This is a genomic window from Pseudomonas sp. BE134, from assembly GCF_031456105.1.
Classification (GTDB): Bacteria; Pseudomonadota; Gammaproteobacteria; order Pseudomonadales; family Pseudomonadaceae; genus Aquipseudomonas.
Genome location: NZ_JAVDUA010000021.1, coordinates 21,060 through 44,166 on the forward strand (window position 1 = coordinate 21,060; position 23,107 = coordinate 44,166).

The 23,107-nt window shown below is 60.4% G+C and carries 19 protein-coding genes; 6 read left to right on the forward strand and 13 right to left on the reverse strand.

The genetic code is table 11. The annotated features are described in order from the left end of the window. Positions 1-43: 43 nt before the first annotated feature. Genes J2Y56_RS17940 through J2Y56_RS18000 form a run of 13 tightly spaced genes read right to left on the reverse strand, consistent with a single transcriptional unit; the run spans position 44 to position 15,298 of the window. Positions 44-1,963, reverse strand: coding sequence for a hypothetical protein (locus tag J2Y56_RS17940; RefSeq protein ID WP_310351710.1), 1,920 nt, complete (start codon positions 1,961-1,963; stop codon positions 44-46). Further along, positions 1,960-3,264, reverse strand: coding sequence for an oligosaccharide flippase family protein (locus J2Y56_RS17945; RefSeq protein ID WP_310351712.1), 1,305 nt, complete (start codon positions 3,262-3,264; stop codon positions 1,960-1,962). The genes J2Y56_RS17940 and J2Y56_RS17945 overlap by 4 nt, the downstream gene beginning before the upstream one ends. Next, entirely contained in the window at positions 3,261-4,262 is a 1,002-nt protein-coding gene (locus J2Y56_RS17950) for a polysaccharide deacetylase family protein (protein WP_310351715.1), read from the reverse strand. Before J2Y56_RS17950 ends, J2Y56_RS17945 begins: the two co-directional genes overlap by 4 nt. Before the next feature lie 12 nt (positions 4,263-4,274). Next, complete coding sequence (locus J2Y56_RS17955; RefSeq protein WP_310351717.1) at positions 4,275-5,411, reverse strand: glycosyltransferase; 1,137 nt, start codon at positions 5,409-5,411, stop codon at positions 4,275-4,277. Beyond that, positions 5,404-6,372, reverse strand: coding sequence for a glycosyltransferase (locus tag J2Y56_RS17960; protein WP_310336377.1), 969 nt, complete (start codon positions 6,370-6,372; stop codon positions 5,404-5,406). Before J2Y56_RS17960 ends, J2Y56_RS17955 begins: the two co-directional genes overlap by 8 nt. Continuing rightward, positions 6,369-7,736 carry an O-antigen ligase family protein gene (locus J2Y56_RS17965; RefSeq protein ID WP_310351719.1) on the reverse strand — a complete coding sequence of 456 codons (1,368 nt, stop codon included), beginning with the start codon at positions 7,734-7,736 and terminating at the stop codon, positions 6,369-6,371. The genes J2Y56_RS17960 and J2Y56_RS17965 overlap by 4 nt, the downstream gene beginning before the upstream one ends. Then, positions 7,733-8,839 carry a glycosyltransferase family 4 protein gene (locus tag J2Y56_RS17970; protein ID WP_310351721.1) on the reverse strand — a complete coding sequence of 369 codons (1,107 nt, stop codon included), beginning with the start codon at positions 8,837-8,839 and terminating at the stop codon, positions 7,733-7,735. Before J2Y56_RS17970 ends, J2Y56_RS17965 begins: the two co-directional genes overlap by 4 nt. Then, a complete protein-coding gene (locus tag J2Y56_RS17975) occupies positions 8,836-10,428 on the reverse strand; it encodes a Wzz/FepE/Etk N-terminal domain-containing protein (protein WP_310336370.1) in 1,593 nt (530 codons plus the stop codon). The genes J2Y56_RS17970 and J2Y56_RS17975 overlap by 4 nt, the downstream gene beginning before the upstream one ends. Positions 10,429-10,445: 17 nt before the next feature. Next, positions 10,446-11,477, reverse strand: coding sequence for a polysaccharide biosynthesis/export family protein (locus tag J2Y56_RS17980; protein ID WP_310336367.1), 1,032 nt, complete (start codon positions 11,475-11,477; stop codon positions 10,446-10,448). A gap of 22 nt (positions 11,478-11,499) precedes the next feature. After that, a complete protein-coding gene (locus tag J2Y56_RS17985; protein ID WP_310351725.1) occupies positions 11,500-12,147 on the reverse strand; it encodes a CpsD/CapB family tyrosine-protein kinase in 648 nt (215 codons plus the stop codon). Next, positions 12,148-12,894: a sugar transferase gene (locus tag J2Y56_RS17990; protein WP_007948626.1), complete on the reverse strand. Its 747-nt coding sequence runs from the start codon at positions 12,892-12,894 to the stop codon at positions 12,148-12,150. Beyond that, entirely contained in the window at positions 12,891-13,949 is a 1,059-nt protein-coding gene (locus J2Y56_RS17995; protein ID WP_007948624.1) for an NAD-dependent epimerase, read from the reverse strand. The genes J2Y56_RS17990 and J2Y56_RS17995 overlap by 4 nt, the downstream gene beginning before the upstream one ends. Next, positions 13,946-15,298, reverse strand: a complete 1,353-nt coding sequence (locus tag J2Y56_RS18000) for a UDP-glucose/GDP-mannose dehydrogenase family protein (RefSeq protein WP_310336362.1) — start codon at positions 15,296-15,298, stop codon at positions 13,946-13,948. Before J2Y56_RS18000 ends, J2Y56_RS17995 begins: the two co-directional genes overlap by 4 nt. Before the next feature lie 378 nt (positions 15,299-15,676). Here J2Y56_RS18000 and J2Y56_RS18005 point away from each other — a divergent pair, with 378 nt between their 5' ends. The 6 genes from J2Y56_RS18005 to J2Y56_RS18030 all read left to right on the forward strand — a co-directional run bounded on the left by J2Y56_RS18005 (position 15,677) and on the right by J2Y56_RS18030 (position 22,777). Then, complete coding sequence (locus tag J2Y56_RS18005; RefSeq protein ID WP_310351729.1) at positions 15,677-17,374, forward strand: sulfatase-like hydrolase/transferase; 1,698 nt, start codon at positions 15,677-15,679, stop codon at positions 17,372-17,374. 107 nt (positions 17,375-17,481) lie between these two features. Next, complete coding sequence (locus J2Y56_RS18010) at positions 17,482-18,150, forward strand: ABC transporter ATP-binding protein (RefSeq protein ID WP_310351734.1); 669 nt, start codon at positions 17,482-17,484, stop codon at positions 18,148-18,150. Between the two features lies 1 nt (position 18,151). After that, positions 18,152-20,623 carry an FtsX-like permease family protein gene (locus J2Y56_RS18015; RefSeq protein WP_310351736.1) on the forward strand — a complete coding sequence of 824 codons (2,472 nt, stop codon included), beginning with the start codon at positions 18,152-18,154 and terminating at the stop codon, positions 20,621-20,623. Then, entirely contained in the window at positions 20,613-21,677 is a 1,065-nt protein-coding gene (locus J2Y56_RS18020; RefSeq protein ID WP_310351738.1) for a lipocalin-like domain-containing protein, read from the forward strand. Before J2Y56_RS18015 ends, J2Y56_RS18020 begins: the two co-directional genes overlap by 11 nt. A gap of 62 nt (positions 21,678-21,739) precedes the next feature. After that, positions 21,740-21,982, forward strand: coding sequence for a hypothetical protein (locus J2Y56_RS18025; RefSeq protein WP_150780000.1), 243 nt, complete (start codon positions 21,740-21,742; stop codon positions 21,980-21,982). Positions 21,983-22,192: 210 nt separating this feature from the next. Further along, entirely contained in the window at positions 22,193-22,777 is a 585-nt protein-coding gene (locus tag J2Y56_RS18030; protein ID WP_007948233.1) for a hypothetical protein, read from the forward strand. Positions 22,778-23,107 lie beyond the last annotated feature (330 nt).

Sequence of the window (23,107 nt, forward strand, 5' to 3'; positions counted from 1 at the left end):
GCGTCGCGCGGCGAGGGCATGCGCGGCATAGCAATAGAAGTGTTCATGAGGCGCTCCAGCTCAGAGCGAACAAGGTTTCCCCTGGCAGATCGAAGCTGACGCGACCGTTTTGGCAGTTGAAGGGCGCGTCGCGGCTGCGGTTGTCCGCGCCCATATAACGCAACGATCCTTTGGCCAGTGGACACGCCACCCCGTTCAAGTTCACATGCTGCAAACGCCGGCCTTTATTGACCCCCAACAGGCTGCGTTTATGTTCTTCAGCCATGGCCAGCACATCGACTTCGAAGGCGTCGTTCTCCAGCCGCAGCACGTTGTGCAACCAGTGCTGCTGAATAAATTGCTGGGCAAAGCCCACGGGTTTGAGTTCGAAGCGATCCTCACCGAGGACTTTCAACATGCCCTTGGGGTAGTTCGGTTCATCGGCCGCCTGGAACCAGTTGAGCATCTCCAGCAAACCGTCCCGGGACGAATTGATGACGACCGAAGTCCACCACAGCGAGGCGAAATGGGTGTCCTGATCGTACGGGCTCAGGCTGGAGCCGCTGGACATATTGGTCTGGTCCAGCAGCAAGGCTTTGCGGGGCCGGCCTTTACCGTCGAGGCCCACCAGATCGGCGGCGCGGCGCACGCTGTCGCGGTAGACCCGGGTCGCCAGCAGGTCGCGAATCATCCATTCGTGCCAGGCCAGTGCGTCGATCTGCTCGCCGGATTCCCCCAGCAGCTGTTTCGCCCAGTCGATCCCGCGTTTGTCGGCGGCGTTGTCGGTGAACGGGCCGTTGACCAGCCGTGAACTGGCCGGCATGGCGATGCGCACACCGGCCTTGGCGTTGGCCGGGTTGCTGCGCACTTGCCGGGCCATGTTGTTGAAAATGCTTTGGTACTGGGCGTAGCTCGCGTAGTTGAGATTCGGCTCATCGGCAAAACCGATGTAGTGCGTGCCCTTGCCACCGAGCGCCCGGGTCGAGGCGAGCCAGGCCTCGAGCCCGGCGTTGCTCATCGTGTCGGCGCGCAAATTGGCCTGGCGCTGGCTGCCGGCCAGCAGGGTGATGTCCTGGGTGATGCCGAAGCGGTCCTGATAGAGCTGGCGGAAGGCATCTTCGTACTGCGGCTTTTTCGCCGTGACGTCGACAAAGGTGTAATAGGCGCCGGCCTTGGGGTTGAGCGCGTCGAGCACCGCAAAACTTGCGGGCGGTGGCATCACGTAGGGCAGGGCGATGCCCAGGTTCGGCGTCGGGCCCAGCACGTCTTTGCCCAGGGTCAGGCGCACGTCGCCGGCATCTTCGCGCAACGGTTTGAGCTGCTGTGCGTCTTGGGCGAACAGGTTGGCGGTGCCATCGAGCCAGAACGCGACCTTGCCGCTGCCTTGCAGACGCAGGCGCCACACTTGTTCGTTTGGCGTGACAGGTAACTCGACCTTGTCGAACTGCCAATAGGCCCGATACGGTTTCAGCGCCACCGTCAGCTGTTTGCCGTCGCCCACCCGCTGCGCTTGCAGGGCGCTGACGCCACCGTGGAATTTCCCGGCCAGGACCGCGTGTTCACCCGGCGCGACTTTGAAGTACAACTCGTCGCCATCGTGGGTTTCGGCGCTGAAATGCACCTTGGCGGGGGCAAACAGCGCCACCGTGCTGTCGCTATGTTCGACTGTGTAGCGGCGAAAGCTGTAACCCGCAATCTCCAGTTGATAGCTGGCCGCATTCGGCGCCAAAGGCCAGCTCTGGGTGCCGCTCAATTCACTGGCGGCGATTTTGCGCTCAGCCTGAAGTTTGCCTGTGCCGTCGAGCAGATACAGATGTTCTTCGTTGGCGTCCGCCTGCCACGCCGGGGTCCAGCGCACCGTCAACGTGTCGGGTTGTTCCGTTTGCAGGTACAGACTGCCGTCGCGAATGTCCGCCCAGCGCATCGGCCCGGCGTAGGCGTCGAGCGTCAGCCCCAGGCTCACCAGCAGCGCGAAGTACCTCATGCCGACTTCCTTTGCAGCATCAGCAGCATGGGCGCCACGTCGCTGGGCAAGATGATCAGGGTTTGCCAGACCGGCACGCCGCTCAATCGGCAATACATCACCAGCAGCGCCACCGTCACCGCCAGGTACGCGATGGAGGAAGCGGCCGCCGCGCCAACGATGCCGTAGACCGGAATCAACACCAGGTTCAGCGCCAGATTGAGCAGGGCGCCGAGGCCCATTAACAGGGAAATGCTGCCGGGACGGTTCTTGCCCAAAAGGTCCAGGCGCAGGATGCTGGCATAGCACAGGCCGAGCAGCCCCGGCAGCAACGCCAGCAGCGCCGGATACGCTGGTTGATACGCCACACCGAACAGCGTGACGATCAGCCATTCACCGATCACTGCCATGGTCAGGCAGGCGCCGAGCATCACCGCGGCCGTCAGGCGCAGCGCCAGCGGCGTGACCTTGTCGATGCCTTCTTCCTGTTGCAGCAGGCGTTTCATCAGCGGTGTGGTCACGGCTTCCGGCACGATCAACAGCAACTCGGCGGCGGCGCTGGCCATGGCGTAATGCCCCAGCGCAGTGCTGCCGAGCAGGGCGCCGATGAACAAATAATCGGAACGCAGAATCACTTGCTGGAACAACAAATCCGGATGGCTGCGCGCGCTGAAGCGCAGCAGTTCGTTCTGACTGGCGCGGTCCCATTGCAACGTCAATGGCTGCTCGCGTTTGAGCCAGACCCAGCCCGCCAGCACCACGAGGCTGATCCCCGCCAGCCAACTGATCAGTGCAGCTTCCAGAGCCGCGTTTTTCCACATCCAGTACAGCGCGAGAAACAACAGCAGCGGCGTCAGGGATTCCATCAGGCGCAAGGCGTTGAACGCGACTACGCCGCCCGAGGCGTTGTGCAGCGTCAGCAGCCCGCTTTTAAGCACCGTCAGCGGCACCGCCAGCAGCAACAGCCAGGCAAGCAAACCCAGTTGCATCGTGATATCGAGTTCGCTGCCGAATTCGCGCACCAGCGCCACCACCAGCAAGGTCAGCAACGCCGCGAGCAAACAGCCGAACACCAACACCTGACACAGCAACAAGCCCATGGGCCGTTGCTTGGCCGCTTGATAACCGACTGCCGAGTTCAGCCCGCCGCTGGTGGCGGCGCTGATCAGGTCGGGCAGGGTGCTGAGCAGGGCAAACAACCCGCGCTCGCTGGGGCCGAGAATCCGCGCTAGCAACACATTGCGCAGCAGCCGCAACGCAATCATCGCCAATTTGGTGCCCATGCTCAGGGCCAGATGCTTGAGATAATGGCTACGGCTCATGCGCGGCCCCCGCGATACAAACGCCACGACAGCAACTGTGGATTGCATGCCACGCGTTGGCTGACGCCCAAACGCGGCAAGTTCAAGGGATCATTGGTACCGCGATATATACCGGTGCCGGTACCGAGGGCGAACGGGAAGCCGTGCGCGGCGACCTGTTCGCGCACCCGCGCATCGTTGTCGCCGTTGGGGTAGCAATAGACCGGCAGCGGGCGGCTGCAACCGTCGCGCAGGGCATCGCGGCTACGGCTCAGTTCTTCGTGCAAGCGCTGGTCATCAAGACCGGTGAAGATCGCGTGACTGGCGCCATGGGGGCCGAAACGCACCAGCCCCGAGGCTTCCAGCGAGCGCACCTGATGCCAGTCCAGCGCTTGGGGCAATGACTCGTCCGGGCAGGCATCGGTCAGTCGGTTCAGCGTCATCGGGCTCAGGGTTTTCAGGCTTTGCAGAAAATGCAGCAAGGCCAGACTGCGACGCTCCACATCCAGCTCAGCGAATGGCTCGGGCAATGGCCGACCGGCCTGTTGCAGGCTCGTGATCAACAGCAATTGAGCCCGTCTCCCATGGCTGCCCCACAGGGTTTCACCGATGCTTTCCCACCAGAACCGCTGACGGCTGCCGATGAAATCGGTGGAGAGGAAAATGCTCGCCGGCACCTGATATTTTTGCAGCAGCGGGTAGGCGTTCAACGCATTGTCGCGCCAGCCATCGTCGAAGGTCAGGGTGATTTTCGGCCGTTCCGAGCGGACTTTGCCCGGTTGCAAAATCTCCATCAGCGGCACGCAGTCGAAGTGTTTTTTCAGCCACACCAGCAAGTGTTCGAACGCTTTTGGCCCGACGCACAGCTCATTGCGATGAGGCAGGGCGGCTGCCGGGTCGTCAGCCAGCACCCGATGCAACATCAGGATCACCCCGGCGCCTTGCAGCTGATTGCGCCCCACCGGCGAGTTGAGATAGAGCCAGCCACTGGTGCGCTTGAGTAATTGTTTGATCGCCATGGCTCAGTCCTTTCAACGATTCTGTTCGGGATTCCATTGCGCGTACCGCTGGCCGCGCAGGAACTGCCACAGGCCGATACTCATCCCGGCCAGGGTCACCAGCAGGAACGCGGCAAGGCGAAAGGGTTTGGGCAAGCGATGTTGCGAATCCAGCAGGCCGGCGATGGCAATGGCATAACCGGACACCTGCGCAATCAGGCTCAGGCGATAAAAACCATGGTCTTCCCACAGCCAGAAATTGCTCAACAGCAGCGGCAACAACAGGATCGGCGCCAGACGCCGGATCAATTTGTGGCTGATCAAGGCAATGGAATACAGGCCATGCTTGAACGGATTGAGCAGCTCGCGGCGATGCGCCAGGCTTTGCAGACCGCCGACGGTGACGCGCTGACGGCGGCGAAATTGCTTGTCCGCTTCATCGACGCCGTGGTCGATGACCTGCGCCTCGGGCACATAGACAATGCGTTTGAACGCGACCGGCGCGCAGGTACTGATGAAGAAGTCGTCGTTGACCTCCGCCGGCACGTTCTGGAACAACTCGCGACGCAACGCCAATAGAGCGCCGTCGGCGGAGACCATGCAGCCGGTGCGGTTTTCCACCCTGCGCAGCCAGCCTTCGTAGTGCCGATACAGGCTGTCACCGATGCTCAAGCCTTTGCCAGTGACCGGGATCACCATGTGCCCGGCGCAGGCACCGACCTGCGGATCGCAGAGCGGCGCGAGCAAATGGCCGAGGGTGTCGCGCGACCATTGGTTGTCGGCATCGGTGAATACCAGGATATCGCCAGTGCTCAGTGCCACGCCGGCATTCAGCGTCGCGGCCTTGCCCTGGCGTGGCAGGTCGAGCACGGTGATGCGCGGGTCGACCACTTTGCGCGCGCAGGCCACCGTGTCATCGGTCGAGCCGTCGCTGGCCAGAATGATCTGCAGCGAGGCCGGCTGATAGTCCTGGGCAAGCAGGGTGCGCAGCTTGTGTTCGATGTGCCGCGCTTCGTTGTGCGCGGCAATCACCACGCTCACGTTCATCGGCTCCGGCGCGGCATGACGCCGCACCGCAAACATCGGCGCAAGCAGGGTCAGCAACAGTGGATAGCCGAGGTAGGCGTAAACCGGGAGCAGCAGGCACGACCAGAAAATGAATTCAGCCACGGGCGGGCCTCCTGGCATTCCAATGACACAGGCTGAGAACCAGTGCGGCGCCGGCCAGGTGCAGGCGCACCCAGTGCAGGCCCCACAGCTGAAGGGTCAGGAACTGGTCGCGATGCTTGTGGCTCTGGCGCACGCTCAGGATCAGCGCCGGCAACAACGTCAGCGACAACATGAACGCCGCATGGTGCGGGAAGCCATCGAGCAAGGCAGAGATCGCCAGGAAATCCAGGAGCCATGCAACCAGCGACAACAGGGGAAAGCGCAGCAATCGCAGGCTCAGGCCATGGGTGCGGAGCAATTGCACGTGGCTACTCTGGCGCCACATTTCCTTGCCCATCCACTCGCGCCAGTTCATTTCGTAGCCCCAGTGCAGGGCCACGCTTTCATTGATCGCCAGAAGCCGTGCGCCGGCCATGTGCTGGCGCAAGGTGAAATCCTTGTCTTCGCCGGTGCGCAGGCTTTCGTTGAAGCCATCGACCTTGTCGAACCAGCTGCGTCGCATCAGCAGGTTGGAGCTGGGCAGCCAATCCACCGTGCGAACGCCCTCAGCCGCAGGGCGTAATGTGCGACGTTGCCAGGCCGTGGCGTACCACGGTGCCTGGGCCGGGGTGTGCAAATCCAGGCCGAACACATCGGCTTGCCCCGTTCTTTCTATATCGATCAATTGCGTCAGCCAGTCTTCGGGCACTTCGACGTCGGCGTCGATAAACGCCAGCCACTCACCAGTGGCGACGGCCGTGCCGCGATTGCGCAGGGCGCCGATCAGTATCCCCGGCTGCACCAGCACCTGAGCACCGAATTGCCGGGCAATTTGCGGACCTTCATCTTGCGAGCCGTTGTCGACCACGATCAACTCACATTCCAGATTGGCGGCGTGCGCGGCTTTTTGAGCGGCCAGCAAGGTGCGGGCGATGTGTCGCGCTTCGTTGTACATCGGAATCACAATGCTGATTCGGCTCATGCCTTGGCCTCCCTGGGCGGGCTTTCTTCGGCTTTCAAACGCAACACGCTGGTCAGCGCGAGCATGATCCACACGTACTTCTGGTTCGGTGCGCTGAGGAACATCAGGAACAGGTTCAACGCCAGAAAACTCATCGCCAGGTGCGTCATCAAATCGGCCTGTTCCCGGTTATCTCGCTGCATCCACACGCGGCGGGCGCGGATCAGGTTGTACAAGCCGAGGGCGAGCATGCCGACGAACAACAGGCCGGCGGGAATCCCCAGTTCGCTGAAGATTTCCAGGTAAGTATTGTGGGCTCGGCGGTACAGGTCGCCGATTTTGCGGTTGGCGGAAAACGCCTTGGCATAACCGGTGGTGGCGTAGTGCAGCGGGAAGGTGCCGGGGCCGGAGCCCAGCAGCGGGTTCTCGCGAATCATCGCGCTGCCGACCACAATGTATGACGCGCGGCGACCGAGGGATTCATCCTGACTCTTGGGCCCCGCGCTCAAGATACTCAGGGACTGGATGCGGGCGACATAACCGGCCGGCATCGCATAGATCGCCAACGCAATCACGATCACCGAGCCGAGCATGGCAAACCCCAGGTGCCGTGGGCGGATACGCGACAACTCGGCGCGGTAGTGCCAGGCGCCGATCATCAGGCTGAGAAACAACACCACCAGCCCGGAGCGCGATTCGGTCTTGGTCATGCCGCCGAGCAGCAACACACAGCAACCGCCCCAGACCAGTCGATGCAACAGGTTCGGACTGCGGATCACCAGCCACAAGCCCAGCGGCACGGCGAAGGAGATCAGCATGGCAAAGGCGTTCGGGTCTTCCAGCAACCCGGCGGCGCGCCCCTGGTCCTGATATTTGCTGGAGAACATCGCCAGCACGCACGTCATCGTGACGCTGACGGTGACCAGTTTGGCAAACAGGTCTAGGTTCAGTTCACGGCCGATCAGCAGTGTGATCACAAACAGGATCAGGCCGACACTCAGTTCCCGCAGGTGTCCCATCGACATGCCCATGTCGTCGGTGTTCAACAGACTGAGCAGGTACAGCACCATAAACCCGATCAGGTAGCGCCAGATATTGCTGCGCAGGCGTTCGGACGGAATCTGCCGCAGGGCCAGTTGCAGCATCAGGATCAGCGCCAGCGACGCGCCGATGAACTTGGTGCCCGACAGCGAACTGTCCTTGAAGAACCCCTCGAACGGCACCAGCGCCGCGATCCCGAGCAAACCCCAGGTGGGCTTGCGGTACAGCAGCGCGACGCCGACCAAACCCAACACCGCGCCCGGAGCCAGATACGGATAAGGACTGGCCAGCAAACCGAGGCAGACAAGGCCGAGCAGACTGACGATCGAGAGTGGAAAAATCACGCGCGTGCCTCCCGTGCAGTACGGTCATACAGCTGCGACCAGCGTTCGGCCAGGGCCTTGAGGTCGTAACGATCCCGTTGCGTACGTTTTGCATTGTCGATCAGCATCTGTGCCAACACCGGTTCTCTGAGCAAGGCGCTGATCTGGCGGGCGAGGGCGGTGCTGTCGGCGGGTGATGCCAGCAAGCCGTTGTGCCGGTCTTGCAGCACATCGGGAATCCCGCCGACGCCGAACGCCACCACCGGAACACCGGCTTGCATCGCTTCGAGCAAAATCATCGGCGTGCCTTCGGTGCGCGAGCTGATCACCAGCGCATCGAGCTGGCGCCACCACGCATTCATCTCGGTCTGATAACCCGGCAGGGTGATGCGCGCTTGCAAACCGGCGGCGTTGATCCGTGCCAGCAGCGTTTCCCGCTCCGGGCCATCGCCGAGCATCACGGCGTTCAGTTGTGGGTGTTGCTGACAGAGTGGAATCAGCGCATCGAGAAACAGGTCCGGGCCTTTTTCACTGCTCAGGCGCCCGACGTAGCCAGCCAGCCAACGCTGTCGATCAACGCTTTGCGGTAAGTCGTGCGACAACACGGCGGCAGCGGCCGGCAATCCGTTGGGAATCACCTGAAGTTTGTCCGCCCGCACGCTGGCCTGGCGGCACAGCGTGGCGATGCTTTCGGCGACGCAGACCACGCGATTGACCGAAGCGGTGCGGCACAGTTGCAGGCTCAGCCAGGTGTAGAACTTCTGCTTGCGGCTGCGCGGGGTGAATCCGTGCTGGGTGATCACCAGCGGCAAGCGCAACAGCGTTGCGCAGATCCAGCCAAACAACAGGCCTTTGAAGTTGTGCGTGTTGATCAGCGGATGCTCAGCCCGGCGTTGACGCAAATGCGCCAGCAACGCCCCCAGTCCGGCACAGCTCAGGCAGTCCACCCCGGCCTCGCGAAACCGGGCGATCAGTGCTGGCGGCGCATCGAGAAACAGCACCTGGTGCTGCCCCGGCGTTGCCAGACAATGGTCCAGCAGCATCCGCTCAGCCCCATAGAACCCACCGCTGCTGAGCAAATGAATGATCGGCAGGGCGGTGGCAGGGTTGAGCGGCGCGTTCAATTGCGCACCCAATGCACAAGGCTTGGCACAGACCAGTTCCTGTGCGGATTGGCCGGTTCGACGTTCTGATCGTTGATGACCAACAGCACCGGCAAGCCCAATTCGTGGGTGATTTGCGCCGGGGCCTTGAAGCGGTGATCGAAGAACTCACGCACGTAGACCAGGGCAATCGCCAACAGCAAACCGGTGAACAAGCCGAACGGGATGATCAGCAGCGGCTTTGGAAACGCCGCTTCGGTCGGTTCGTACGGCGGGCTCAGGACACGGGCGTTGGACAGGTCGTTGTCCAGCGAACGGGCGGTGCTGCTTTCGGCAAAGCGCTGCGCGTAGGTGGAGAACGCAGCGTGCAAGGCGTCGATCTCGGTGTCCATCTGCCGCAGCTTGCTCTGGGTTTCCTGCAACTGGTGGATGCGGTTTTTGAATTCGGCAATGCGCGCAGTCTTCTGGTCGATCACCGAGCTGACAATCGCCAGGTCGTTGGTGCGTTCCTGAATCCGGTTACTGACCACTTTCAAAAACTGCTGACGGGTGCGAGAGATCTGCTCGCGGGTCAGCAACATCGGCTCGCTGCCTGGCTGGAAGATCGCCAGGTCGTTCATGTAGCGGCTGACCTGATTGGTCAGGGCTTCACCCATCTGTTTGATCTCGCGATCTTCAAACGCCACGTTGTCCACGGTGGTGGTGAAGGTGTAGGGGAAGGTGTAGTCGTTGAGTTTGTTATTGCTGGCGGCGGCGAGGCTGGTTTTCAGGTAGTCGAGCCAGCGTTGGCTCTGCAGGCGACGGTCCTGGTACAGGTTGAGCGCTTGCTCCTCGGTGTTGATCGCGTTGAGGCGGAAGGTGATTTCTTCCTTCGGGTCGGACGAGCCGACGCCTTCGAGCAATGCCAGTCGGGTACCTTCCAGGCCATCAAGGCGTTGCTGATATTGATGCTTCTTGGTTTCGTAGAAGGTCTGCGGCAAGTCGATCGATTGCAGTTCCTGACGGCTGGCGAGGTAGTTTTGCAGCAACGCGGCGACAAACTTCGTGCCCTGTTGCGGATCACCGAAGCTGTAGATGATCGAGATCACGTTGGAGCCCGGCAGGGTTTCAATCTTGAGTTTGTCGATGGCCTCCTGGGTCAACGCATCCAGCGTGGTGTCGCGCACTGGATCGGTTTCCATGCCCAGTGCGGCTTTCACCGGATTGATCACGTGCTCACGCAACGGCGAGGTGATGAACCGTTTGATTGGCTGAAGGACCAGTTTGTTGAACACGCTGGGGGCAGGGCTGTATTCGCCCTTTTCCCGCAGCTCGCTGATGGTCTGGCGGATCAGGGCCGGCGAACGCAGGATGTTGCTCTCGGTTTCCATGTCCGCCAGCGACGGCGGAATGAAGGTGGCGTTGTCCACGGTCAGTGACGTGGTGGCGTCACCCTGGGAGAGTTTTTTCGATTGCACGATAACTTGCGCAGTGATGTCGAAGCTCTGTTTGAGCATCAGCGGCAAGACCAGGGCGATCACTGCAAAGACCAGGAATACCCGCTTCACCAACTGCTTGTTGGCGAAGAAGATCCTGAAGAACTCGTGCAGGTAGTTTTCCTTTGGATTCATGTCAGGTCACCTGAGAGTTAGTTGCTGTCACTGTCTTTGTCGTCGACGCGGTAGCCGAAGCTGAAGCCGACACCCTGGAACAACACCACGTCTGCCAGTTGCCGCGCGAGCTCACCGGCGCTGGCCAGTTTGGTCTTGGGCACGTAAAGCATGTCGTCCGGTTGCAGGTAGGCGATTTGCGAGGCATCGCCGGCCAGGGCTTTTTCCACGTCATACCGACGGGCCTGAACCTGATTGCCGTTGCGGCGCATGATCACCACCGAATCGAGCCGCGCCTTGGCGTTGCTGCCGCGGGCCAGGGTCAGCGCTTCAAGCACCGAGACCGGCCGGCGGATCGGGTAGGAACCCGGCTGGCCGACTTCACCGAGCACATAGATTTCGTTGCCCGCCGTGGACTTGAGCAGCACGTCGACCGTCATCCGCCCCGGTAATTGTGCGTAGCGTTTGTTGAGGAAGGCTTCCAGTTGGTTGACGGTCATGCCTTGCAGCGGCACGGCGCCGATTTCCGGGAAGCTCGCATAGCCGTCGGTGCCCACGGTGATCTCCCGGCTCATGCCGGTGGCGGGGTGGTTCAGGGCACTTTTGAGGTTTGTTTCGTTGCTCAGCGGACTGATCACTTGCACGGTCAGCTGATTGCGGTTGGGCTGGAACAGCTGTTTGCGTTGATAGGCACGCTGGATTTCTTCACGCGCCTGGTCACTGGTCAGCCCGGCAATCTTCACCGAGGTGTTGGCGCCTGGCAGCTCGATGGTGCCGTCGGGCAGCACCAGTTGATTGCCGTTGAGCTGGCTGGCCGCCGTGAAGTTCAGGCCGATCTGGTCACCGGACTGGATGTGGTAGGCGTCCGAGCCGCTGGTGCTGATGTGGAAGATCACGTCCAGCACGTCCTGTGGCCGCAAGGTCTGTTCGATCTTGGGCATGTCGGTGGCCTGGGCGTTGGCCGGTGCGGCGGTGAGGATCTGCACCGGCATGTTCTGGGTTTCACTGGAGTCAGTGCTGGAGCAACCTGCAAGCGGCAGCAACAGCAGGACAAGCATTTTGGCGTTCATGGCGTCATCCCTTTCTGGTTGCTTACAGGTTTTTGTACAGCCATTTCGGCATGTAGTACTTGCGACGGTTGAACACGCTGCCCACCAGTTTTGCGCCGGCCTGGGTCAGGCGCTGGACCGCGGCTTGCGCCACTTCCCAGCGGGTGTCTTCCGCGCGCACGACCATGATCACGCCGTCCACCTGCGTGCTGATGACCAGCGTGTCAGCGGCGGAATACACCGCGTCGCCGTCGATCACCACAAAGCGATACTGGCTGGTGAGTTGATCGAGCAACGGGCTCATGCTCTCGGCTGTCAGGTGTTCGGTGCCGCGTGCGTACCGGCCGTTGGGCAGAATGTCGAAGGGCAAACTGGCGACATTCACCACACAGTCCTGCAGCAACGGCGGGGCTTGCGTATTGAATATCAAGTCGCGAAAACCACGTTCTTTGCCAAGCCCGAGCTGTTGCGTGAGGTTGGTCGAGGACTCGCTGGCGTCGACCAGCAACACCTGGCCGCTGCTCATTTGTGCCAGTTGACTGGCCAGCACCAGGGCGCTGGTGGTGGTGCCCGCGCCGGGGTTGGCGGCAGTGAGCAGGAGAATCCGCAGATCTTGATCGAGCACGGTCGAAGTCAGGTTGGACTCACTCGGGCTGGCGATGCTCAGGCTTTTGTTGGATGAACCGTCCATTTAACTCGCTCCGTGGCCGCTGAATACTTTGAAGGGGGTTTTCAACAGGATCTTCAGATCAAGCAACAGGCTCTGCTCGGCGATGTAGCTGAGGTCCAACTCAACGCGCTGGTCGAAGTCAATATTGCTGCGCCCGGAGATCTGCCAAAGGCCGGTCATGCCGGGGTAGATGCTCAGGCGTACAAGGTGGTTATCCTTGTAGCGGTAGGCGTTGAACGAAGTAGGTCTGGGACCTACTAAACGCATGTCACCGGTCACTACATTGATCAGGTTCGGCAGCTCATCCAGGCTGCTGCGCCGCAGGAAGCCGCCGATACCGGTGATGCGCGGGTCCTTGTCGATCTTGAAATCGATGGCGTCGGCACCGTGCTTGTTCATGTGCCGCAGGGACTCCTTGAGCTCCTCGGCGTTGGCCACCATGGTGCGGAATTTGTACATGCCGAACTTGCGGCCGCGGTAGCCCGTGCGTTTCTGCACGAACATCACCGGCCCCGGGCTGCTGAATTTGATGGCCAGCGCCAGGACCAGCAGCAGCGGCGAAATCAACACCAGAATCATCAGCGCGCCGAGGCAGGCAACCACTCGGTTAGTGCGCGACAACGTCCAGGGACGCCCACCTTCACGGCCGGTCATCCAGCCACACCCTTGCCGGTGAATCGCCGCATCCATGCGTATCCGGTGCTCGGGATCGAGGCGTTTATCCCGCAGCATTTGTTTAACGGGCACACTCTGTTCATGTCCAGTCATAAGGTCCTCCGCTGAAGTTCAGCCGCTAGCGGCGCGTGGGCGATAGGCAGTTCGTAGTAATCACGGAACCAGGCGATAAAGCGCCCGAGTCCCTCATCCAGCTCGATACGTGGCTGGAAACCGGTGGCGCGTGCCAGGTCGCTGGCATCGGCGCAGGTGTTAAGTACGTCGCCCGGCTGCAGCGGCAGCAATTCGACAATGGCCTGTTGTCCGAGGTGTTTTTCCAGCAGCGCCAGGTAAGCCTTGAGCTCCACCGGGTGCTGGCCACCAATGTTGAAGATGCGCCACGGCGCCATGCTGCTGGCCGGGTCCGGTTGCTCGCGATCCCATTCGGCGTTGGCCTGCGGTGGGTGCTCGATCAGGCGAGCGATGCTTTCGATGATGTCGTCGATATAGGTGAAGTCGCGCTGATGTTCGCCGTAGTTGAACAGCTTCAGCGGCTGGCCCTCGGCGATGGCGCGGGCGAACTGGATCGGCGACATGTCTGGCCGGCCCCACGGCCCGTATACCGTGAAAAAGCGCAGGCCGGTGCTGGGAATGGCAAACAGGTGGCTGTAGCTGTGGGCCATCAGTTCATTGGCTTTTTTGCTCGCGGCATACAGCGACAGCGGGTGATTGACGCCGTCCTGCACTGAGTACGGCGTGTGCTGGTTGGCGCCATACACCGAACTGGACGAGGCGTAAATCAAGTGCTTGACCGAGTGCCGGCGGCAGCTTTCGAGGATGTTGAGGAAACCGATCAAATTGCTGTCGAGGTAGGCTCGCGGGTTCTCCAGTGAGTAACGCACCCCGGCCTGGGCGGCCAGGTGGATCACCACCTCGGGTTGTTCACGTTCGAACAGGGCTTCGATGGCCGATGCATCGGCCAGGTCCATCGTGGCGAGCTGGAAATGACCGACCTGATCACGCACCCAATCCACTCGATCGCGTTTGAGTTGCGGGTCGTAGTAATCGTTGAAGTTATCGAGGCCGAACACCTGGTGCCCGTCGCGCAACAACCGCAACACGCAATGGGCGCCAATGAAACCGGCCGCTCCGGTGACGAGCATCTTCATGGGCGCGGCGCCTCGGGTGCTATGTGCCGCAAACCGATACCGCTGTAGTGCAAGCCGGCGGTGGCAACCTGCTCCGGGTTATAGAGGTTGCGACCGTCAACGATCACCCGTGAACGCAATTTGCTCGCCAGCAGGTCGAAGTCGACCACCCGGAAGTTCTTCCACTCGGTGCAGATCACCAGCGCGTCGGCGTCTTCCAGGGTGTCGTCACGGGTGGCGCACAAATGCAGGTCCTTGCGGTAGCCGTAAATGCGCCGGCATTCGGACATGGCTTCCGGGTCATAAGCCTGCACAGTCGCGCCTTCGGCCCAAAGGGCTTCCATCAGATAACGGCTGGGGGCTTCGCGCATGTCATCGGTGTTGGGTTTGAACGCCAGGCCCCAGACCGCGATGGATTTGCCCGCCAGTCCACCCTTCAATTGCGCCTTGAGTTTGCCGAAAAGGATGTGGCGCTGGGTGTCGTTGACGTCGGTGACGCTGCGCAACAGGCGCAATGGCATGCCGTTGTGTTCGGCGGTGTGCAGCAGGGCGCGCAGGTCTTTGGGGAAGCACGAGCCACCGAAGCCGCAGCCGGGGTAAATAAAGTGATAACCAATGCGCGGGTCGGAACCGATGCCTCGGCGCACCGCTTCAATGTCGGCCCCCAACAACTCGGTGAGGTTGGCCAATTCATTCATAAAGCTGATGCGCGTGGCGAGCATTGCATTGGCGGCGTACTTGGTCAGCTCGGCGCTGCGGTTGTCCATGAACATGAGCTTTTCATGGTTGCGGCAGAACGGCGCGTAAAGCTCGCTCATTTGGCTGCGGGCTTGCTCGTCGTGTGTGCCGACGATGATCCGGTCCGGGCGCATGCAATCGGCGAGGGCGCTGCCTTCCTTGAGAAACTCCGGGTTGGACACCACCCGCACCTTCAGCGCGCTCTTGCCCCGGCGCTGCAGTTCATCGTTGGCGGCGGCGGCCACCTGGTCCGCCGTGCCCACCGGCACGGTGGACTTGATGATGAAGGTGCGATCAGCCTCCATATGGTTGGCGATCTGGCGAGCGACATTCAGCACATGGCTGAGGTCGGCGGAACCGTCTTCGTCGGCAGGCGTTCCCACGGCAATGAAAATCAGCTCGGCGTGTTCGACCGCATCGCTGGCCTGGGTGGTAAACAGCAATCGACCGGCCTTGATGTTCTCTTCCAACGTGCTGGAAAGTCCCGGTTCGCTGATTGGCGGCACTGCTTGTTGCAGTTGTTTGATCTTGTTTGGATCAATGTCGACACACAAGACGCGATGTCCGACATCGGCCAGTGCAGCTGCTTGTATCAGGCCAACATAGCCCGTACCAAATACGCTCACGTCCATATTGGCGTGCCTCGTAAGACGGTTGAAATAGCGAGAGTAAAACTGTCAAAAGGGGTATAGCCCAGCGTTGGGAAAACGTGTCAGCAAACTGACATTCTGTTGTGGTAGTGGATCCCCCAATTTCGGGGCTAAATGCCATCAAGTGCTTGTTGAGGCTGGATTTGTCGCGGTTTAGAAGGGTTTATACGGTCTTAAATAAATCGATGGACGGTCTTGCACCAATTAAATTGGGGGATGTACCCCCATTTGTGTGTCAGTTTTGAGGCAACATTTTTTTGACGCCCTTTTGAAAAGTCCGACAATTCTTGCGCTTTGATGGCTCGGTGCTAGTGTCAAAAAACGGCCGACAATCTATTGGCAAATAACATCGGAAATATAATGATTCGATATCTCAAAGAACTGCTCTTAGTTCTCTATTTGTTTAAGAACTACGACTATTACCTCGAACGTTTAAGTGCGATGGGCATCGGTTTTCCGGTGCTGTTATTTGGTGGCATGTTTATTGTGCTGACGATGGCGCTGTTTATGACGGCGTACATTCGTCAGACGATGATCCGACATCTGTTCGCCCTGGTGATGTTCGTGTCGGCGGTGTTTTTCGACGTCTATACCCGTGTCACAGCCGATTACCTGACCTACAGCAGCTTCGTGTCGCTGGTGTATTCGGGCGGATTCATCCAGGAGGCGATCTACCAATACCGCGACGCAATCATCAGTGGCCTGGCCGGCGGTTTGCTGCTGCTGTTTGGCATCGGACTGAAGCCACGCCGGCGCATGCCATTGCCGAGTGCGTTGTTGGTGTCAGCTCCGGTGCTAGGGGTGCTGCTGCTCAGTGCGGTGTTGTTCGTGCGGGCCGGCGAGGGTGCCCGAGGCTTGCCGATCATGTACACGCCGCTGGCCTATTTGAATCTGTTTACTTATGAAGCCTTGCACAACACTGTCGGCCCGCGTGAGCCGGTGAACCTGGCGCGCAACGATCAACCGATGGGCCACGACATCGTGTTGATCATCGACGAGAGCATCTCCGGCAACTACCTGGACATCAATGCGCCGTTTGGCGTGCACAGCAACCTCAAGGAACCGCGCCCGGGGGTGGAGATTTTCAACTACGGGTATGCCGCCTCCATTGCCAATTGCAGCGCCGATACCAACGTCACGTTGCGCTACGGCGGCACTCGCGCCGACTACATGCGGATCAACAGCACGCTGCCGTCGATCTGGCAGTACGCGAAGAAGGCCGGTCTGCACACCGTTTACATCGACGCCCAGCGTACCGGCGGCAACCTGCAGAATCTGATGACCGACGCCGAGAAAAAGGACATCGACGAGTTCGTGCAATTCGACCAGACCAGCGTGCGTGATCGCGACATGGCGGCAGCGGCCAAGCTGATCGCTTTGCTCAATGACGGTCAACCGCAGTTGGTGGTGATCAACAAGGTAGGCGCGCACTTTCCGGTTCACGATAAATACCCGGATGCGTTCATGGCGTATCGCCCGACCTTGCCTCGCGGGCAGTTTGTTGAAGTCGCCGATACCGGTAAACGTGATGGGTTCAACGGGCAGCCGGATGATTGGCTGTTGTACCGCAATGCCTACAAGAACACCTTGCTGTGGAATGTCGGAGAGTTTTTCTCGCGGGTGTTCGCGCAGGCTGATCTGAGCAATGCCTTGTTGATCTACACCTCGGACCACGGACAGGACCTGCATGAGCGGGGCAATCCCGGGCTCAATACTCACTGTGGCGGTGACCCGGTGGAAGAAGAAGGATTAGTGCCGCTGGTGGTGATTCAGGGCAGTGCGTTGAAGACCCTGGACTGGCAGGCGCAATTGGCCGCAAACAAGGATCGCTCCAGTCACTACAACATCTTCCCGACGTTGTTGCAGTTGATGGGGTACGACCTGGCGGGAGTCGAGGCGGTGTATGGCAAGCCACTGAGTGTGTCGACGGCCGACGACTTCACGTTCAACTACCGGTTTAATGCGCGACTGGGGGCGAAGCCACAGTGGAAGCATATTGATTTGGAGAGCATTGTGACGCCTTCGCAGGTACCGGCGAGTGTGGCGGCGGGGCAGTGAATTGTTTGTTGTCTTGGCGGGCCTCATCGCGAGCAGGCTCGCTCCTGCAGGGATAAGTGGGAGTCAGGCCGCTATTCTTGCATCATGCTTCTTAAACGGGTTTGCCCATGCTTCAGGTCCAAGGCGTCTTCAAAAGCTACGCCACCCCACAAGGCCCACTGCCGGTGCTGCAAGGCGTCGACCTGACGCTCAAACCCGGCAGCAGCCTGGCGCTGATGGGCGAGTCGGGCAGCGGCAAAAGCACCTTGTTGCACCTGATTGCCGGGCTGGACAAGGTCGACCGGGGCAGCATCCGCAGCGGTGAACATCGGCTGGAACAGATGACTGAAGCACAACTGGCCCACTGGCGGCGTACCGAAATCGGCCTGGTATTTCAGCAGTTCAACCTGATCGGCAGCTTGCGCGTCGAGGACAATCTGGCGTTTCAGGCGCGGTTGGCGGGGCGTCATGATCCGCGCTGGCAGGCGCATCTGGTGCAACGCCTGAGGCTGAGCGAAGTGCTGCGCCGCTATCCGGAGCAACTGTCCGGCGGCCAACAGCAGCGAGTTGCGCTGGGTCGCGCGTTGGCGTCAAAGCCGAAACTGTTGTTGGCCGACGAACCCACCGGCAGCCTTGATGAAGCCACCAGCGACGAGGTGTTGAAGTTGCTCCTGGAATTGCTCTACGACACACCCACCACATTGTTGATGGTTACTCACAGCCCACGGGTTGCAGCGCGGCTGGCGGAAAAAGTGGTGTTGCAGGGTGGTCGTCTGGCTGGCACGGACGAGCGCTGAAGTGCGGGTTTTTCGCGAGACGCTGCGGGCGCTGCTCAGCCATTGGCGGCAGCACCCGGTGCAATTTTTCAGCGTGCTGACCGGGCTCTGGCTCGCCACCGGTTTGCTCACCGGCGTGCAGGCGTTGAACAGTCAGGCGCGGGAAAGCTACGCCCGGGCCAGTCAGTTGATTGGCGGTGAACCGCAGGCCAGCCTTGGCGCGCCCGGTGGCGGGACGTTTTCTCAGGCGTTGTTTGTCGACTTGCGCCGTGCCGGTTGGCCGGTGTCGCCGGTGCTGCAAGGTCGAGTCATCCTCAAGGGTCATGAAGACCAGCGTTTGCAGCTGATGGGCATCGAGCCGGTGTCGCTGCCGGCCGGTTCCTCGGTGGCGGGGCAGGCGCTGCCAATCGAGCAGATTGTCGAGTTCTTCAGTGCGCCGGGCAGTACCTGGATTTCACCACAGACGTTACAGACTTTGGGGTTGCGCGAAGGTGAGCGCCCGACCAGTTTGAGCGGTGTTGCATTACCGCCACTGCACGTTCAAGCAGACATGGCCCCCGGTGTGCTGCTGGTGGACATCGGCTTCGCGCAGCAGATTCTCGGTCTGCCGGATCAACTGTCGCGTTTGTTGTTGCCCAAGGATTTCAGTGCTCCGTTACCCGATGCCTTCAAGGATCAACTCCAGCTCAAGACCAGCGGCGAGGAGAATAACCTCGCACGCCTGACCGAGAGCTTTCACCTGAACCTCGACGCATTGGGTTTTCTATCCTTCGTGGTCGGCCTGTTCATCGTCCACGCGGCCATCGGCCTGGCGCTGGAACAACGTCGGGGACTACTGCGAACCTTGCGCGCTTGCGGCGTCAGTGCGCGGATGCTCATCGCAAGTCTTGCGGTTGAGCTCGGCGGTCTGGCCCTGGTGGGTGGTCTCGCCGGTGTGGTCAGCGGCTACCTGTTGGCCAGCGTGCTGTTACCGGACGTCGCGGCCAGTCTGCGCGGCTTGTACGGCGCCGAAGTGGCGGGGCAATTGAACCTTAGCCCGTGGTGGTGGCTCAGCGGTGTCGGCCTGAGTTTGCTCGGTGCGTTGCTGGCCGGTGCCAATAGTCTGCTGCGAGCGGCGCGTTTGCCGTTGCTGGCGCTGGCCGATCCACAAGCCTGGCATCAGGCGCATGCGCGCTGGTTGCGACGCCAGGGTTGGGTGGCGGCAACGGCGGCGGTGATTGCGCTCGGTGCCTTGATCTGGGGCGACAGCCTGGCCAGTGGATTTGTGTTGATGGCGACGTTGTTGCTCGGCGCCGCACTGGCGCTGCCCGTGGTGCTCAATGCTGTGCTCAACCTGGTGTTGCAGCGCAGTCATTCAGTGCTCGGCCAATGGTTTGTCGCCGATTGCCGGCAGCAATTGCCGGCCCTGAGCCTGGCCTTGATGGCGTTGCTGTTGGCACTCGCGGCGAACATCGGCGCCGGCAGCATGACCGCCGGTTTTCGTCAGACCTTCAGCAACTGGCTCGAACAGCGCCTGACCGCCGAGCTTTACCTCAATCCGCAAACCCCGGCTCAGTCCCGCGAGTTGCACGCCTGGCTCAAACAGCAGCCGCAACTTTCGGCGGTACTACCTAACTGGCAAGTGGCGATCCAGCTGCAAGGCTGGCCGGCGGAGATTTTTGGTGTGATCGATCACCCGACCTATCGCCAGCATTGGCCGTTGCTGGAGGCCTTGGGCGATAACCCGTGGGATCGACTGGCCAAGGACGACGCGTTGATGCTCAGCGAGCAACTGGCCCGGAGGCTGAAGGTGCGCCTCGGTGATCACCTGACCATTCCCACGCCAGCCGGCCCGTGGTCAACGCGCATCGTCGGGATCTACGCCGATTACGGCAACCCCAAGGGCCACCTGCTGGTCAACGTCAGACACCTGCTGCACGGCTGGCCACAGCTGGCGCCCAACCGTTTTAATCTGCGCATTGAGCCGGCATTGATCCCGTCCTTCGTCAGCGCATTACAAGCACGCTTCGCGCTCGACGATAGCCGCATTGTCGATCAGGCGCGGCTCAAGGGCTGGTCGACGCAGGTTTTCGAGCGCACCTTTGCCGCCACCGCCGCGCTCAACAGCCTGACCCTTTGTGTGGCGGGCGTGGCATTGTTCATCAGCTTGCTGACCCAGAGCCAAAGCCGACTCGGGCAACTGGCGCCGTTGTGGGCGCTGGGCGTGACGCGGCGGCAATTGATGCTGCTCAACCTCGGGCAAACCTGGTTGCTGGCGGTGTTGACGCTGGTGCTGGCGTTGCCGCTGGGGATCGCGCTGGCGTGGTGCCTGGATGCGGTGATCAACGTCCAGGCGTTCGGCTGGCGCCTGCCATTGCGCGTCTTTCCGCTGCAACTGTTGCAGTTAATGGGACTGGCATTGCTTGCGACATTACTGGCGTCGGCGTGGCCGTTGTACTCGCTGTATCGCACGCAACCGGCGGACCTGCTGAGGACGTTTGCTCATGAGGATTAAGCTCGGTCTGCTGCTTTTGGTTTTGTTGAGTGGCTGCGACAACTCGAAGCCGGTTGAGAAAGGCTTCGCCGGTCTGGGTGGCGAGGCCGCAACGTTTGCGCCGGTGCTGCCCGGTCGGGTGTTCAGCTTTCCGGCGGATCATGGCCCCCATGACGGTTTTCGCATCGAGTGGTGGTACGTCACCGCCAACCTCAAGGACGAGCAAGGCCGGGAATTCGGCGTGCAATGGACGTTGTTTCGCAGCGCCTTGAAAGCAACGCCCGAGGTCGCAGGCTGGGGCAATCAGACGATCTGGCTGGGGCATGCGGCCGTGACCTCCGCGACAGTGCATCACGCCGCCGAACGCTACGCCCGTGGTGGCGTCGATCAGGCAGGCGTGAGCCTGGCGCCGTTCCATGCCTGGATCGATGACTGGCGTTTCAGCAGTCAGAGCGCTGACCTTTTGTCGGATTTGCAACTCAGTGCGCGGGACAAGGATTTCGGCTACCAACTGCACCTGACAGCCACCCGTGCGCTGGTGCTGCAGGGCGATAAAGGTTTCAGCCAGAAATCCGAACAAGGCCAGGCGTCGTACTACTACAGCCAGCCGTTTTTCCAGGCCAGTGGCTCGCTGGAAATCGATGGCAAGACCTATCAAGTCAGCGGCCCCGCCTGGCTTGATCGTGAATGGAGCAGCCAGCCGCTGACCGCCAACCAGACCGGCTGGGACTGGTTTTCCCTGCACCTGGACAGCGGCGAACAGGTGATGCTCTACCGCATGCGTCACAAGCACGGCGAGCCTTACCTCACTGGCACCTGGATCGACGCCCAGGGTCAGACTCAACAACTGCATGCAAACGACATCCGCCTCACCCCGCAAGACACCGCCAAGGTCGCTGGCCGTCAAATGCCCGTGCGCTGGTCAATCAAAATCCCCGGCAAACACCTCGACATCACCCTCAATGCCCTCAACCCCAACGCCTGGATGGATTTGCGTATTCCGTACTGGGAAGGACCGGTGCAACTGAGCGGCAGCCATGCGGGGCAGGGCTATCTGGAAATGACCGGGTATTGAGCCGGAACTCTCGGCGGATCGACGTCCTCCTACGTTAACAAACCCGTTCACAGGAGCCCGCCATGAGCGACGACCTCAAACCGCCAGACCTTGCCGCGTGGCAGCGCCTGTTCGACGACAGGGCCTACTGGCAGCAATCCCCCGATGCCCATTACGTCGAACTGCTACGCATGGCCGACGACTTGTTGGGGCAGGGCGCCATCGACCTCGAACAGTGGCAAGACTTGAACGCCAGGGCCGAGCAATCGCACAAGGACTCGCCCGCCGTGAACGTCGCCCAGGAAGTCGACGATCCGCAGGCCTGATAAACCCCCGACGAACGCGAAAGTGACGCCCTGCGCGCCACTTGGCTGACCTGACGCAAGGAAAGTGTAAAAAGCACCGACAACGACGAACCTGGCGCAAAAGAAACTGCAAAAACTTCTTGAGGAGCGTCTATGCTCATTGGCACACATCGCGCTGACGCCTGAGCCAGAGCGGTCTGTTGTCATTTATTACCAAGGAATGTATTGCCTATGAAACTCCACGCACTGACCAAAGCCATCACCCTCGCAACCTTGCTGTCTGCTGTCAGCCTTGGCGCCATGGCCGAGGAGATTCCGCTGTCTGCTGACGTGGTAGCGGATCAGATCTCCGCGACAGTTGTTTCGGTCGACGCCGCAAAACATCAAGTCGTCCTTAAAGGGCCTGAAGGCAAAGAGACTGCAATCCAGCTGACTGACGAGGCGAAAAACCTCGACAAATTGAAAGCCGGCGATGAGGTCGACATTCAAGTGGCACACGCCGTTGTATTCGCCCTCGATACCGACGTCAGCAAAGGCTTGCCAGGTGCTGCCGAACGCACGGGCGAAGCTCGCGCGGCTCCAGGTAGCAACAAACCGGGCGGCGAAGCTTACCGTCAGGTCCAGGTTCAACTGAAAATTACCAAAATCGACCTGGCGAAAAATCAGGTCACCTTCGAAGGTCCGAAGGGTAATTCCAAAACAATTGACGTCGTAAAACCAGAAGTTCAAGCCAAACTCAAAGACCTGAAGGTTGGGCAAAGCGTTGTTGTCACGTACACCGACGTGCTGAAAGTGACCACTAAATCCAAAACCTGAGGATTGACGGTATAGCCTGATTGTTCTTGTATAACTTTTTGTACAAGAACAATCAGATTTAATGTTCTGGTTGGTGAGTTTTGGTGGGTGCCGAATAGTATTTCGATCGTCATTCACTTAAACATTATGTATATAAAATTTCATGTTCGCTGCGCGGACATGTTTGCTGACTTCTATTAAAATCACCTCGTTCGCCCTGTGTCGTGGCTCTTTACCAGTGCATGGAATGCCGAGGCCATTGCGCTGGGCGGACACCTTATAGAAGGGCTGATAGCGAATACACAAAAACGGGCGATCATTTGATCGCCCGTTTTTTTTACTCGGCCTGTG